The sequence below is a fragment of the Vibrio sp. J1-1 genome (assembly GCF_021728395.1).
In the GTDB taxonomy this organism is placed as follows: Bacteria; Pseudomonadota; Gammaproteobacteria; order Enterobacterales; family Vibrionaceae; genus Vibrio.
In genome coordinates, this window is the sequence record NZ_JAKKCM010000009.1 from 85,406 (window position 1) to 99,159 (window position 13,754).

The window sequence follows — 13,754 nt, forward strand, 5'->3', positions numbered from 1 at the left end:
GAATAAATAGAATTTTCCTACCCAAAAATGCAGCGAACATAGCCGCTATGAGCTTTCGAAAGGACGATAAAGAAAGGGGTTGGAAAGCAATGTTAGAAAACTATGCTAGAAAACTGTGCCACGCTGATGAAAAAAGTCGCGGCACAGTGAAAGCATTAATGTAGCGTGTTGGCTACTTTGTGATGTTCCTGAGAGATAACAAAATAAATATGCATATCAATAGGCTCAGGAGTATTGAGTAACATCTTCCCAACTTCACGCTGAAAGTGTCTGTAGTCACCAAGTTCGTCGATTAAGCCTAGCTGTCGATAACTCGATTCACTACTGAACATGCCATAAGCATATTGGTGGTGGTGGATATCTTTTTGCTTATCGTAGCCAAGTTGCAGCAAGGCAATATCAATTTCATCGGGAGCATACGTGCTTTTATCGCCAAACTTGCTAAGCAATATACTGGGAACTTCTTGAGCGATGCTCTGGATTTTCGTTTTTCGCTTAAAAATACCGAACATAGTGTCCTCCAATGACGATTCATCTCAAACTGCATATCACAATATCGTTTTGAGATGGATAAGTTTCACATGACTCGAATTTTTCTTACTCAGTCATCAAAACCATATTAGCGTGATCACATAATCACCTTCAAATGCAGTTCGTCGTGTTTCAATGATGTCTCATCAAAACTTCTGATCTAGTCACAATTAGCCAGCGATGAACGTAATCCAAGTACTAAAAAGCTCAGATGTATTTATTGTTCAGATCAATGAGCAGGTATTAAACTTGTTTAAAGTCACATTTCGTATCGACATCTATACCGATTTGAGTTAGCGTTAGATGTATAGACGTCTAGATGACTAGATTTAGGGAGAGAAAGTCGTGCCAATTAGAATTCCAGATCAATTACCTGCAACCGACATACTAAGGACAGAAAACATCTTCGTGATGAGCGAGACTCGAGCGGCAAGTCAGGAGATTCGTCCGTTGCGAGTACTGATTCTGAATTTGATGCCTAAGAAGATTGAAACTGAAACGCAGTTTTTGCGTTTGCTTTCGAATAGCCCTCTACAAGTCAATGTCGAATTGTTGCGGATTGATGACCGTCCGAGTAAAAATACGCCAACCGAGCACCTAGATAATTTTTATCGTCAATTTGAGATGGTCAAAAATAAAAACTTTGATGGCTTAATTATCACAGGTGCACCGCTTGGCTTAGTACAGTTTGAAGATGTGCTTTATTGGGACCATTTAAAATCAATCATGGAGTGGGCTAAAGATCATGTGACCTCTACCCTTTATGTATGTTGGGCAGCGCAAGCCGGGTTAAAATTGCTTTACGACCTACCGAAAAAGACGCGTAAAGAGAAACTTTCAGGTGTTTATCACCATCAAATTCATAACCAGTACCACCCAATATTACGCGGTTTTGATGACACGTTTTTAGCCCCCCACTCTCGCTATGCGGACTTTTCACCTCACTACCTTGAGGAACATACGGACTTAGATATTTTGGCAACGTCCGATGTTGCGGGTGTTTACCTAGCGACAACTAAAGATAAGCGAAACGTATTTGTCACTGGTCACCCTGAGTATGACTCTCACACTCTCCACAATGAGTACATTCGTGATTTAGGCGAAGGAATGGAACCCGCAATACCAGTGAATTACTACCCGAACAATAATCCAGACAATGTTCCGACAGCAAGCTGGAGAAGCCATGGTCATTTACTGTTCGCTAACTGGCTAAACTACTGTGTTTACCAACAAACACCGTACGATCTTGATCATTTCAGTGAGTCTGCTTTCACTAAAGATGACTAATTCAACGAGTTAACTTTGTGAACCGAGCCGCCATATGGCGGCTTTTTCATATCAGTTTGCAAACCCGCTCGCATAGTAATTTTTCGCCAATAGGTTTTTATCTCGTAATTCTTATCATGCTGTGAGATTTAGGTAACTGGGACGGAAAATGAAAACGATTAAGCTGGGTACACTTTTGCTGATGACTCAATTTTCACTGCTAGGATGCGTTACCGTTAAAGAAGGCGGTGCTCCAATCATTAAACCTGATCCTATTGCTATGGCAGAGTCCCGTATCGCACTTGGTTTGGGCTATCTGGAAGGTGGCAGCAATATCCGCGCTCATGACAATTTGCAACAAGCCCTTACCCACGCACCTAACTACTACCGCGCACAACTTTCCATGGCACACTATTACGAGTCCGTCGGCGAGGAATCAAAAGCCGAGAAAATGTATAAACGCTCACTTCGTCAACATGCCAAAAACGGTAACGTGCTCAACAACTACGGCACGTTTTTGTGTAAACGCGGAAAATATGAAAAAGCAGACCTCATGTTTACACGAGCTATTGAGCAACCCTACTATTATTTGATCCCAGCAAGCTATGAAAACGCTGCGTTCTGTTCTCTCAAATCCAAAGACAACGACAAAGCAAGATATTACTTTAATCGTGCCATCGAGCATGATCCCCACAGGCCAAAATCGATACTACAGCTCGCGAAGCTGGAAATTGAGTCAGGTGATTTTACCGATGCCAGAATTCGCCTAATGCGTTTCAATCAAATGTATGGGGTCAAAAAGACATCATTAAAACTAATGGTTGAACTAGAACATGTGGCTGGAAACGAGGCACTAGAACAGAGGTATAGAACACAACTCGAACAAATGTAACAGGGCGGACGAATCAACCCAAAAATCCCTGCCTTTAATAGGGGTTCTGTTTTAAGTCGTATCACACTTCTTTTCGCTATTTAGTCAGAGTTTTGTTTGCCAGACTAACTATTTTGCTAAATAAACTAAAATTTTCATATCAACAGTTATAAGTGGTGACCGCTAGCTATAATAAGAATAAATTCACACCATACGCCGCTTATGGGCAATCCTTTGATAACAAAGAAAAGAAAACCGGAGACAGTTACCTTTGGGGTTTGAGATATGACATCGCATACAACGTATCTCTTAACGCAGAATGGCAATATTTTAGGCGTTTAGCTATGGAATAGGTGCATTTGCTTCACTATCAGAAGACGACAATGCCAACATGGTTACGTTAATGCTCAACTTTGTTATCTAGTTTTATTTTTGTTGATTCATACTTTTCTGTTTCATTTTAAGTTGCTTGTCTTTTCGCCTTAACGCTCTAAAAAATTTAGACTCTTCGTGATACCAACCTAATACACTGATCGGGAATCCCACCAGCATCATAATAAACAGATCCGCAGGTAACTGTTCAATGATATCCATAAAGGAGTGCAAGTCGCCAAAAATGAATAAACCGATAACTTTACCGACCAGCAACGCACAACAAATCATAAAAAACGACTTCAATATGTAGTGCCATTTGCCTTTTTTACGTTCCTCTTTCCAGTAACTATATTTATGTTCGCGGTTATACATTCCCCCTCCCAACGTGACATCGTCACTCGACACATAACCACTTGGTTTCAGTGCGCCACAACACTTTAAGCATAGTTTGAATCATACGGGATTGCTGTCCAAACCAGCTGAACAGACTAAAAATCATGGATGGATTTGAGGAAAATCATGAGGGGCTACTGATTGTAGAAAAACCATGTAGCCCAAGCCTTCTTACATACAAGGTTCAGAGCTAACGTGATATGGCTATTGCTTCCTAAATACCCATATAGGGCCAATCAGAAGAAATTGTAAGTCTTCGTAAAATGAAGGTTTGGTCCCTTCTATTTTGTGCCCGATGAACTGCAGCATCCAAAGCACACCAAAAACCAGCAAAGATAGATACAGAACTGGAAGTTGGAGTATTTCCAATGACCAAATGAAGCCAATACACGCCAATGTATAGCCAAGCATCATCATGAAGACACTGAGAGACAACCGGAAATAAAATATCCAAACGGGAATGACGGCTAACCACACCCAATTTATTTGAAAACCGAGAACCGACAATTGAGGAATCGACCAAATCATCCCAACGACAGAAAGATAAATACCGGGCACGGCTATCGCGTGGATTTTTCGATTGATTGGGTTTTGATGACTTTCCCCATAGGCTTTAAGCCAATCAGATAGTGCTCGCATATCATTTCCCTTTTTGCCCTTATACTTTTTATATAGTCTGTACTTAATAAAGGCGCGAGTTTTTCTGAAACACGAGCTAAAAATTTGATTCGATCATAGTGATAAGAGCGAGATATCAGCAGTTTACTCTGCCAATACTCTGATTGATTTTCACTCGGACTAATCGAAACCTAACGAAGCACGCTGGGCTTTAGTCAACTTAGCAATGACAAGTCCATATGAACGTTCACATAAATCTTGGATAAGCCCATCCTCCACATCTCCATTGAAATACACTGTGACCCAGTGTCGTTTATTCAAATGGTAACCGGGGGTGATATCAGTGAACTGAGAAGTCAGAACTTCGCCATCCTCTGGTTTTACTTTTACACTGACGTACTCTCGACCATTCCTATGGGCAAGTATTGCGAACAATTTTCCCTTGATCTTAAAGACTAAGGCGTCAGGCCCAAACGGAAAGTCGCTTTCTGCGCACACAAACGTATTAAGGTACTTTTCTAGCTCTTTGATTTGCATTCCACACCTCGTCATTGATTCTATTCAAACTGTGGCAATAAGTTTTTTAACGCTATGTTAAGCTGCGACTTTTCTTCGTCAGAAAGATCATGAATAAAGCCTCGTTGGACTTCAACATGCTCAATAATCAACTTATCGATAAGCATCAAACCTTTAGCCGTCAATTCAACCGTAACACTGCGTCTGTCTTCCTTACTATGTTCCCTGACAATTAAGCCTTTCGTTTCCAGCTTATCTAAACGATTCGTCATCGCTCCGGACGTGAGCATCATTGACTCGATCAAGGCTGAAGGCGTCAAGCAGTAAGGCGCTCCGGCACGACGCAAAGTAGCCAGCACATCAAATTCACCCATTTTTAGGTCATACTGTTTATGAAGCTCTGCGACGCGCGTCTCCATATGCTTGGCAATTCTCATTAATCGCCCCATGATGGCCATCGGCTGTGTATCAAGCTCTGGCTTTTCTTTAAACCACTGCTCTACCACTCTATCAATTGCGTCCATAACTCACTTGTCTCCAAAGCAACGTGGCTTGTCTAATTACTTTAAAATCAAGATACTTTACAAAAAGTAACCTAAAGCGTATCTTTGCACTTAATTATCTTAACGTAAAGATATTTGACATGAACATTTTACTCGCCATGATCCCGGCGTTTTTCTGGGGCACGACTTACGCGGTTACGCAGTATACGGTGCCAGATTGGCCTCCTATTCTGCTGGGTGTACTACGCGCGTTGCCTGCGGGACTATTGCTGCTCGCAATAAAGCCGACATTGCCGAAAAAGAACGAGTGGAAAGCACTGCTGGTTTTAGGCACGATCAACATTGCGCTTTTCTTCTCCCTTGTCTTTGTCATGGCACTCACGCTGCCAGCAGCGATTTCAGGCGTGGGTATGGTTTCGTTACCGGTGTTTGCAATGCTGTATAGTTGGGTGGTCTATAAACTCCAGCCCAATGCGTTACAAGTATGCCGAGGCCTTACTTTAGTTGCCCTCGCGTGGTTGTTATTTAACCCAGCGACCATCACACTGAATCCAGTGGGCTTGTTTGCCATGCTTTCTGCAATTATGTGTATTGTGATCGGCAGCAGCGTGACCAAGTCGCTCGGTACAAGAATGCATTGGTGGACGGTCCTGACTTGGCAATTGATCATTGGTGGCGCGATTCTGACGATTGTTTCCGCTGGGATGGCTAGCCTCGATCCTGAGCCATACCTAAGCGCAATGCGCAATACGTCGCTGGCTAACATCTTGGGGCTGCTTTGGGTGATTATTCTAAATACCGCATTAAGCTACACCATGTATGTATGGCTTCTGCAAAGAATGTCGGTCGTTGACTTTACCTTTGGCAACATCATTAATCCGATTGCCGGTATTTTATCTGGCTTGTTACTGCTCGGAGAAAGCTTCACGCCTCTTCAGTATAGCTTGATGATGGGTATGATCCTGGTATCACTACTGCCGCAACTGGTGATGAAGTTTTTCAGGTAGGCAAGCAACCTTATTTAGGACTGAACAGATTGATCAAAAAGAGGAAGCCACTGCCTTCCTCTTTTTATTTACGGCTCGATTTGTTTGCTGGGTATTACGCTAGCTCAAGAATGATTTTTTCCAGTTTGTCTAAACCTTCGTTCAGTACTTCTGACTCGATAGTCAGTGGCGGCAACAGACGAATCACGTTAGCTTTTACCCCACAAGAAAGCAGAATTAAACCATTTTCTTGCGCTTTAGCAATAACCGCTTTGGTCATATCTTGCAGAGGCTTACCGGTTTCTGGATCAGTAAATTCAATCGCCATCATTGCGCCAATGGTACGGATTTCGCCAATAGCAGGTACGGATTTTTGCAGCTCAGTCATACGTGCATTAACCACTTCACCGATGCCCATCGCTTTCGCACACAAGTTTTCTTCTTCGATGATTTTCAGAACTTCCAGACCTGCAACACAACCTAGAGGAGAACCAGCATAAGTGCCGCCTAAGCCACCTGGAAGTGCAGAGTCCATGACATCCGCTTTACCAACCACAGCTGAGATAGGGAAACCACCCGCAATGCCTTTCGCCATGGTCATTAGGTCTGGTTCAATACCTAGGTATTCGGTCGCAAACATCTTGCCAGTACGGGCAAAACCTGTTTGGATTTCATCGGCAATCAGCATGATACCGTGCTTATCACACAACTCACGCAAGCCTTGTGCAAATGCTTCCGGCGCTTTGTAGAAACCGCCCTCGCCTTGCACTGGTTCAAAGATAATTGCTGCTACTCGTGAAGGCTCGATATCACAAGCAAACAGATCCTCGATTGCTTGTAAGCTTTGCTCAACGCTGATGTCGTGGAACGCATTTGGGTATGGTGCGTGGTAGATTTCATTCGGGAATGGACCAAAACCTGCTTTGTATGGTGCTACTTTACCCGTTAGGCCCATTGTCATGTTCGTACGACCGTGGAAACCACCTTTAAACGCAATCACGCCGCTACGACCTGTGTGAGCACGTGCTACTTTCACTGCGTTTTCTACCGCTTCTGCGCCAGTTGTCAGAAAGATTGCTTTCTTCTTCGTCTCACCCGGTGCAAGTTCCGTTAGCTTTTCCGCTAACTCAACAAATGAGGCGTATGGCGTTACCATCGCACAGGTATGTGAGAAGTTATCTAACTGAGCTTTTACCGCTTCGCTGATGCGCTTGTGAGAATGACCAGTATTGGTCACCGCAATGCCCGCTGCGAAATCGATGTACTTATTACCTTCAATATCCCATACGTGCGCGTTTTCTGCTTTCTCTACGTAAAGTGGGTATAGAGCGCCCATGCCTTGAGCAATTACCTGGCTTCTTCTTTCGTGTAGTTGTTGATTTGTCATTGTTTTGTCCTTAATTAGTTGCCGCCAAAGCAGAGATATTTCACGTCCATGTATTCATCGATACCTTGTTTTGCTCCTTCACGTCCGATACCGGACTGTTTCACACCACCGAAAGGAGCCACTTCAGTAGAAATCATGCCTTCGTTTATACCGACCATGCCGTATTCAAGCGCTTCTGCTATCTTCCAAACACGGTGAATATTTTGGCTGTAGAAATAAGATGCTAAGCCGTAAATCGTGTCGTTCGCCATTTCGATCAGCTGTTCATCAGTATCAAAGCGAATAACCGGAGCGACAGGGCCGAAGATTTCTTCAGAGACAATCTTCATGTCGTGCGTCACATCTTTTAGTACCACTGGCTGCATGAACAAGCCATCAAGATCTTTCAGCTCAGAAACTGGCTTCGCACCTTGTTCAATCGCACCATCGATCAAGGCTTGGATACCTTGCTTGGCAGACTCGCTGATCACCGGGCCAATGTTCACGCCCTCTTCCAAGCCGTTACCGACTTTAAGCTTTTGCACCGCGGCATCGAACTTAGCAACAAACTCGTCGTACACTTTGCTGTGTACGTAGAAACGGTTGGCACAAACACACGTTTGACCTGCGTTGCGGAATTTTGATGCCATCGCACCAGCAACCGCTGCATCAATGTCAGCATCATCGAATACGATGAACGGTGCATTGCCACCCAACTCCATCGATGTGCGTTTAATATCACCCGCACTTTGCTGCATTAGAACACTGCCAACTTGAGTCGAACCGGTAAACGAAAGTTTGCGGATCAGTGGGTGTGAAGTGAAGATACCCCCTATCTGACGTGAGCTTTCCCCCAGCACAACTTGCAGAACATCACGTGGGAGACCAGCTTGATAAGCCAACTCGGCCACTGCAAATGCTGAGAACGGGGTTGCTTCTGACGGTTTTACAATAAAGCTGCAGCCTGCCGCCAATGCCGGACCCGCTTTACGGGTGATCATTGCAATCGGGAAGTTCCACGGCGTAATTGCACACGCAACGCCAATTGGCTGCTTGATGGTAACCAAACGCTTGTCTGCACTTGGCGCTGGAATTGTTTCACCGTAAGTACGTTTCGCTTCTTCTGCAAACCATTCGATAAAGCTGGCACCGTACATGACTTCACCTTGCGCTTCAGCCAATGGCTTACCTTGCTCTAGCGTCATCAGGCGGCCAAGATCTTCTTTATTTTCTAGCAGAAGTTGGTACCAGCGATTAAGTAAGCCGGAGCGAGTTTTTGCTGGCTGCGCTGCCCATTCTTTTTGTGCAACGCTCGCACGTTCAATACCGTCAAGGATGTCGTGTTCAGTCGTCACAGGCGCGTAACCAAGTACTTCGCCAGTCGCTGGATTCGTTACTGCTGTGCCCTGCACTTCACTCGCCACCATGAACGAAAGAAGGCTTTTGTTTTTAATCTGTTCCATGGTTATTCCTTTTTACCGCTTTTCAACATTGCCACACTAATGAAGGAAGTTGTGGCGATGCATTTCGCTTTTTAAGCTGGGATCTGCTGTGTAATGCAGTGAATATTTCCACCGCCAAGCAACACTTCTCTTGACGGTATAGCAATGATTTGATGCTCTGGCATCGCGTTTTGCAAAATTTCGATGGCGAGCGCATCTGTTTCTTCATCAAGCATTGGCAAAAAAACATGGTCGTTAACAATGAGGAAGTTCGCGTAAGACGCGCTGAGGCGCTCACCTGCAAGTCGGCTCATTCCTGCGCTCGCATCAATGCCATTGGCTTCGGCTTCACTGTAATGTAGCGGACCCGGTAAAGGTAAACGAACAATCTCGATGTCGCGTCCCTTCGCATCTGTCTGTGACTTCAGCGCTTTTTCAGCTTGTCTGGAAAGCTCGTACTGCGGATCACTAGGATCGTCAGTCCAACTCAACACGACTTTACCCGGTGCAATCACATGCAGCAGGTTATCCACGTGACCATCGGTTTCGTCATTGAATAAACCATTTGGTACCCAAATGACTTTGTCGATGCCTAGATAAACTTTTAGCTGTTCTTCGATTTCCGTTTGACTCAAGTGAGGGTTACGACCCGGGCTAAGCAGGCACTCTTCTGTCGTGTAAAGCGTCCCTTCTCCGTCGGTATGAATCGCTCCGCCTTCAAGTACAAACGGTGCGCGGTAGTAATCAATACCGATGATGTCGCACACGGAACCCGCAACTAAATCATCTTGCTGCCAGTTTTCATACAGGCCATTGTACTCTCCGCCCCAAGCATTGAACTTCCAGCTAATACCACGGCTATCACCAGTTTGATTAACAACAACGGTTGGGCCAATATCTCGCATCCATGCATCGTTAAATGGAATTTCTACCAAACGGACTTCTGGATGAAGTAACCGACGTGCTCGGTCAAAGTTGTGAGAACATACTGCCACGCTAACTTTGGTTACTTCGACAATCGCGTTGGCGATTCTGGCAAACGTCTCCTGAGCTGGAGCCGCACCGTCACGCCAGTTATCACGTCTTTCGGGCCAAGCTAGCCAAACTTCACTTACCGGCTGAAATTCAGCCGGAAAATAGAAGCCATCTTGTGCTGGTGTTGTAGATAACTTCATAGTAACGCCTCTTTAAACAGCCAGCTTTCCAACACTCGTGTATAGCTCTGGACGACGGTCGCGGAACAGACCCCAAGCGTGACGAGCTTTTGCTGTTGCTGCTAGGTCGATCTCTGCGTAAATGATTGTCTCGCCTTCACGTGGTGCTTCCGCAATTTTTGCACCCGTGTGGTCAGTAATGAAAGACGAACCATAGAACGTGGTTTCGATGCCGTCATCCACTTCTGTACCTACTCGGTTTGAAGCGATTACCGGTACTAAGTTTGCTGCAGAGTGACCTTGCATCGTACGCTGCCAGTGGTCACGAGAATCCAATGTTGGATCTTGTGGTTCAGAGCCGATTGCCGTTGGGTAGAAAATCGCTTCTGCACCATGCAGAGCCAGACTGCGTGCCAACTCTGGGAACCATTGATCCCAGCAAATGCCTGCTCCAAACTTACCAAACTTGGTTTCCCATACTTTGAAGCCAGTGTCACCAGGGCTAAAGTAGTACTTTTCGCTGTAGCCCGGGCCATCAGGGATATGAGATTTACGGTAGTTTTCCAGTACCGTGCCGTCAGCATCAATCATCACTAGCGAATTAAAAAAGGTGTTACCCGCTTTTTCAAAATAGCTAACAGGGATAACCACACCCAGCTCTTTTGCTAAAGCACTCATCTCTTTGATAAGACGACAATTCTCTGTTTCTTCCGCTAATTCAAAATATTTCGCTTCTTGTTTTTTGCAGAAGTAAGGCGCTGCGAATAGTTCTTGAGGAAGAATCACATTCGCGCCATTTTGTGCCGCTTCACGAATCGCCTTTTTTGCTTTGTCTAGGTTATCTTCCAGATCCCAGCTCTTAGTCAGTTGAAGAGCTGCAAATTTAACTACTTTGCTCATTGGATATTCCTTATCTCTTAAATCGCTAGTTTGTCACGTAAGTTGTAGTAAGCCGCACCCATTGCTGTAAATGGAATTTGGAAGTGACGGCCACCCGGGAAGGAGTAATGTTTTAGTGCTGCAAACGCATCAAAGCGTTCCGCATGTCCGGTTAAAGCTTCTGCTAAAAGCTTACCTGCAAGGTGTGTACAAGTAACACCGTGACCACTGTAACCTTGTAGGTAGTAAATATTGTCCGCAAAAGAACCAAACTGAGGCATACGTGAATAAGTCAGCAGGAAGTTGCCTGTCCATGCATAATCGATCTTAATGCCTTTTAATTGAGGGAACACTTTTTCCATATTCGGACGAATAAGCGCCTCTACGTTTTCTGGATCTCGAGCACCGTAAACAACACCACCTCCAAATAAAAGACGCTTATCTGCTGTTAAACGGAAGTAATCTAATAGGTAGTTACAATCTTCAACACAGTAGTCGCTGGTCAGTACTTGCTTAAGTTGATCTTCGCTTAGAGGCTGAGTTGCTACCACTTGCGTACCACAAGGGATTGCTTTGTTACTGATATTTGGTGCCAGACCGCCTAGATACGCGTTACCTGCCAATACAACGTATTTACTCTTAACGCTGCCTTGCGCAGTTTTCACCACTGGATTGATGCCCTTATCAATCGACACTACCGCTGACTGTTCAAACAGTTGACCACCTAGAGAAATGAATGCCGCCGCTTCACCTAACGCCAGTTTAAGCGGATGAATATGGCCACCACGCATGTCCAGTAGGCCACCAGTATAGACTTTTGTACCCACGGCTTTTTCTACTTCACCGGCATCCAACAAAGTAAGCTGATCGTTACCGTAGCGTTCCCAGTTTTTCTTATGCTCTTCGAGGCCTTTAAGCTGTTTCTTGTTTAACGCCGTGAACAAGCCACCTTGTTTTAAATCGCATTCAATATCGTATTTGTCAACCAGACCACGGATGATGTCGCCACCTTCAAAGATCATGTCGCACAATGCTTTTGCCTGGTGTTGGTCGTAACGGCTTTCAATGACGTCAACATCTCGGCTGTAACTGTTGACGATCTGGCCACCGTTACGACCAGTTGCTCCAAAACCTACTTTTGCACTTTCCAGCACTACTACTTTGAAACCTTTTTCTGCAAGATGCAGTGCAGAAGAAAGACCAGAGAAACCTGCGCCAACCACACACACATCACACTCAATATTATCTTGAAGTTGTGGGTAGTCCGGCATGTTTGTCACAGAGTGCGCGTAGAACGAATCCGTATGCTTGTTCATAGTGATATTCCTTTATTAATCGTCAGCTGGGTTAGAACGTGTGCCTTTCTAGGCGTGAATGCGAATCCAAGTGGTTTTGGTCTCTGTGAATTTCTCAATAGCATGTAGCGATTTATCTCGCCCATTACCGCTCATTTTGAATCCACCAAATGGAACCGTCATGTCGCCTTCGTTATAGTTGTTCACCCATACCGAGCCGGCTTGTAGTCGTTTAGCGACTCGGTGAACACGGTTGATGTTGCTACTCCAAAGTGCCGCACCTAGGCCGTACTTAGAGTCGTTGGCAATTTCGATGGCTTGTGCTTCATCCTTGAATGGAATTACACAGAGTACTGGTCCGAAGATTTCCTCTTGAGCAACGCGATATTGGTTATCCACGTTGTCCAAAATAGTTGGCTCGACGAACGCACCTTGACCTTCAACATTGCCACCACAACGCAAAACTGCGCCTTCAGACTGACCTAATGTAATGTATTCCAACACTTTTGATTTGTGGTCTTGGTCGATAAGAGCACCCATAGAAGAACTAGGATCCATTGGATCTTTTGGTGCAAAAGCTTTAGCAGCCTCGATGACTTTTTCAATAAACTGCTCTTTAATACTTTCATGAATCAGCAGACGCGTTGCTGCCACACACACTTCACCCTGGTTATAGAAGCAACCTACTGCCGTTTCCGCCGCCGCGCGGTCTAAATCGTCACAGTCTTCGAATACGATGTTGGCATTCTTACCACCCGCTTCGGCAAAGACACGTTTTAGGTTACTTTCGCCAGAACGAACCATCAGTTGGCCCGCGATGCGCGTAGAACCGGTGAAAGCGATACAATCCACGTCTTCGTGTGTTGCTAGCGCGTCACCTGCTTCGTGACCAAAGCCCGTAATGACTTGGAATACGCCCTTTGGCAAACCTGCTTGCTCAGCAAGTTGACCTAAGAAGATAGCAGTGAGAGATGACTTTTCTGACGGCTTAAGGATCACGCTGTTGCCTGCAGCAAGCGCAGGACCGAGCTTCCAACAAGCAAGCCAAAGTGGGAAGTTCCAAGGAACAACCGCCGCGACAACACCAATCGGTTGGTGAGAAATAAAAGCGTGAACGTCTTTTTCTGTTGGTGCGACTTCGCCGTAGACTTTATCGATCGCTTCAGCGTACCAGCGTAAAGATGAGGCTGCGCCTGGGATATCTGTAGAGAAGCTGTGAGAAATAGGTTTACCGGTATCTAGAGTTTCAAGCAGAGCGAGCTCTTCACGGTTTTGGTCTATCAGATCAGCGAACTGTTTCAGTATAGCTTTGCGGTGTGTAGGGCTGCTTTCACTCCACTGACCTGATTGAAATGCTTTACGAGCGTATGACACCGCAAGATCGACATCTTCATTTTCACAACGAGCAATTTCGGTAAATATTTCGTCTGTTGCTGGGTTAACGACAGGGATCGTTTTTCCACTTAGTGCAGCACTGTATTCGCCGTTGATGTACGCCCTGTTTTCGATGTTTAGATTGTTCTTAAGTTCAATCCATTGTTCTTGAGTTTTCATACGCT

The 13,754-nt window shown here is 45.0% G+C and carries 14 protein-coding genes and 1 pseudogene; 4 read left to right on the top strand and 11 right to left on the bottom strand.

Going from position 1 to position 13,754, the window contains the following annotated elements; genetic code table 11:
• Positions 1–155: 155 nt before the first annotated feature.
• The gene (locus tag L3V31_RS15380) at positions 156–512 is read right to left on the bottom strand and encodes a hypothetical protein (protein WP_237317116.1); all 357 of its coding nucleotides are present in this window, start codon (positions 510–512) and stop codon (positions 156–158) included.
• 364 nt (positions 513–876) lie between these two features.
• Between L3V31_RS15380 and metA the strand changes: the two genes are divergently transcribed.
• The 3 genes and pseudogenes from metA to L3V31_RS15395 form a co-directional block, all read left to right on the top strand.
• Entirely contained in the window at positions 877–1,818 is a 942-nt protein-coding gene (metA, locus tag L3V31_RS15385) for a homoserine O-succinyltransferase (protein ID WP_237317118.1), read from the top strand.
• Positions 1,819–1,966: 148 nt separating this feature from the next.
• Complete coding sequence (gene pilW, locus L3V31_RS15390; protein WP_237317120.1) at positions 1,967–2,689, top strand: type IV pilus biogenesis/stability protein PilW; 723 nt, start codon at positions 1,967–1,969, stop codon at positions 2,687–2,689.
• A gap of 164 nt (positions 2,690–2,853) precedes the next feature.
• A pseudogene (locus L3V31_RS15395) lies at positions 2,854–3,092 on the top strand (sulfate ABC transporter permease); the annotation flags it as partial.
• Between the two features lie 2 nt (positions 3,093–3,094).
• Here the strand turns inward: L3V31_RS15395 and L3V31_RS15400 are convergent.
• The 4 genes from L3V31_RS15400 to L3V31_RS15415 form a co-directional block, all read right to left on the bottom strand.
• Positions 3,095–3,415, bottom strand: coding sequence for a hypothetical protein (locus L3V31_RS15400; RefSeq protein ID WP_237317122.1), 321 nt, complete (start codon positions 3,413–3,415; stop codon positions 3,095–3,097).
• 225 nt (positions 3,416–3,640) lie between these two features.
• A complete protein-coding gene (locus L3V31_RS15405; RefSeq protein ID WP_237317124.1) occupies positions 3,641–4,075 on the bottom strand; it encodes an Mpo1-like protein in 435 nt (144 codons plus the stop codon).
• Between the two features lie 159 nt (positions 4,076–4,234).
• Complete coding sequence (locus L3V31_RS15410; RefSeq protein WP_237317274.1) at positions 4,235–4,591, bottom strand: MmcQ/YjbR family DNA-binding protein; 357 nt, start codon at positions 4,589–4,591, stop codon at positions 4,235–4,237.
• Positions 4,592–4,611: 20 nt separating this feature from the next.
• On the bottom strand, positions 4,612–5,094 hold the full coding sequence (locus L3V31_RS15415; protein ID WP_237317125.1) for a MarR family transcriptional regulator: 483 nt from the start codon (positions 5,092–5,094) through the stop codon (positions 4,612–4,614).
• A 119-nt stretch (positions 5,095–5,213) separates the two neighbouring features.
• Here L3V31_RS15415 and L3V31_RS15420 point away from each other — a divergent pair, with 119 nt between their 5' ends.
• Positions 5,214–6,080, top strand: coding sequence for an EamA family transporter (locus L3V31_RS15420; RefSeq protein WP_237317127.1), 867 nt, complete (start codon positions 5,214–5,216; stop codon positions 6,078–6,080).
• A gap of 94 nt (positions 6,081–6,174) precedes the next feature.
• Here the strand turns inward: L3V31_RS15420 and gabT are convergent, their stop codons facing one another.
• The 6 genes from gabT to L3V31_RS15450 all read right to left on the bottom strand — a co-directional run bounded on the left by gabT (position 6,175) and on the right by L3V31_RS15450 (position 13,749).
• Positions 6,175–7,446 carry a 4-aminobutyrate--2-oxoglutarate transaminase gene (gene gabT / locus L3V31_RS15425; RefSeq protein WP_237317129.1) on the bottom strand — a complete coding sequence of 424 codons (1,272 nt, stop codon included), beginning with the start codon at positions 7,444–7,446 and terminating at the stop codon, positions 6,175–6,177.
• Positions 7,447–7,460: 14 nt separating this feature from the next.
• Positions 7,461–8,888, bottom strand: a complete 1,428-nt coding sequence (locus tag L3V31_RS15430; protein WP_237317131.1) for an NAD-dependent succinate-semialdehyde dehydrogenase — start codon at positions 8,886–8,888, stop codon at positions 7,461–7,463.
• A 71-nt stretch (positions 8,889–8,959) separates the two neighbouring features.
• Complete coding sequence (aguA, locus tag L3V31_RS15435; RefSeq protein WP_237317133.1) at positions 8,960–10,042, bottom strand: agmatine deiminase; 1,083 nt, start codon at positions 10,040–10,042, stop codon at positions 8,960–8,962.
• A 12-nt stretch (positions 10,043–10,054) separates the two neighbouring features.
• Complete coding sequence (aguB, locus tag L3V31_RS15440) at positions 10,055–10,921, bottom strand: N-carbamoylputrescine amidase (protein WP_237317135.1); 867 nt, start codon at positions 10,919–10,921, stop codon at positions 10,055–10,057.
• 17 nt (positions 10,922–10,938) lie between these two features.
• Entirely contained in the window at positions 10,939–12,216 is a 1,278-nt protein-coding gene (locus tag L3V31_RS15445; RefSeq protein ID WP_237317137.1) for an FAD-binding oxidoreductase, read from the bottom strand.
• Between the two features lie 48 nt (positions 12,217–12,264).
• Complete coding sequence (locus L3V31_RS15450) at positions 12,265–13,749, bottom strand: aldehyde dehydrogenase (protein WP_237317139.1); 1,485 nt, start codon at positions 13,747–13,749, stop codon at positions 12,265–12,267.
• Positions 13,750–13,754 lie beyond the last annotated feature (5 nt).

Bases quoted from the DNA above. Each gene is read 5' to 3' on its own strand.
- L3V31_RS15380 (WP_237317116.1), bottom strand. From the start codon at position 512: ATGTTCGGTATTTTTAAGCGAAAAACGAAAATCCAGAGCATCGCTCAA.
- pilW (WP_237317120.1), top strand. From the start codon at position 1,967: ATGAAAACGATTAAGCTGGGTACACTTTTGCTGATGACTCAATTTTCA.
- L3V31_RS15400 (WP_237317122.1), bottom strand. From the start codon at position 3,415: ATGTATAACCGCGAACATAAATATAGTTACTGGAAAGAGGAACGTAAA.
- L3V31_RS15405 (WP_237317124.1), bottom strand. From the start codon at position 4,075: ATGCGAGCACTATCTGATTGGCTTAAAGCCTATGGGGAAAGTCATCAA.
- L3V31_RS15410 (WP_237317274.1), bottom strand. From the start codon at position 4,591: ATGCAAATCAAAGAGCTAGAAAAGTACCTTAATACGTTTGTGTGCGCA.
- L3V31_RS15415 (WP_237317125.1), bottom strand. From the start codon at position 5,094: ATGGACGCAATTGATAGAGTGGTAGAGCAGTGGTTTAAAGAAAAGCCA.
- L3V31_RS15420 (WP_237317127.1), top strand. From the start codon at position 5,214: ATGAACATTTTACTCGCCATGATCCCGGCGTTTTTCTGGGGCACGACT.
- gabT (WP_237317129.1), bottom strand. From the start codon at position 7,446: ATGACAAATCAACAACTACACGAAAGAAGAAGCCAGGTAATTGCTCAA.
- L3V31_RS15430 (WP_237317131.1), bottom strand. From the start codon at position 8,888: ATGGAACAGATTAAAAACAAAAGCCTTCTTTCGTTCATGGTGGCGAGT.
- aguA (WP_237317133.1), bottom strand. From the start codon at position 10,042: ATGAAGTTATCTACAACACCAGCACAAGATGGCTTCTATTTTCCGGCT.
- aguB (WP_237317135.1), bottom strand. From the start codon at position 10,921: ATGAGCAAAGTAGTTAAATTTGCAGCTCTTCAACTGACTAAGAGCTGG.
- L3V31_RS15445 (WP_237317137.1), bottom strand. From the start codon at position 12,216: ATGAACAAGCATACGGATTCGTTCTACGCGCACTCTGTGACAAACATG.
- L3V31_RS15450 (WP_237317139.1), bottom strand. From the start codon at position 13,749: ATGAAAACTCAAGAACAATGGATTGAACTTAAGAACAATCTAAACATC.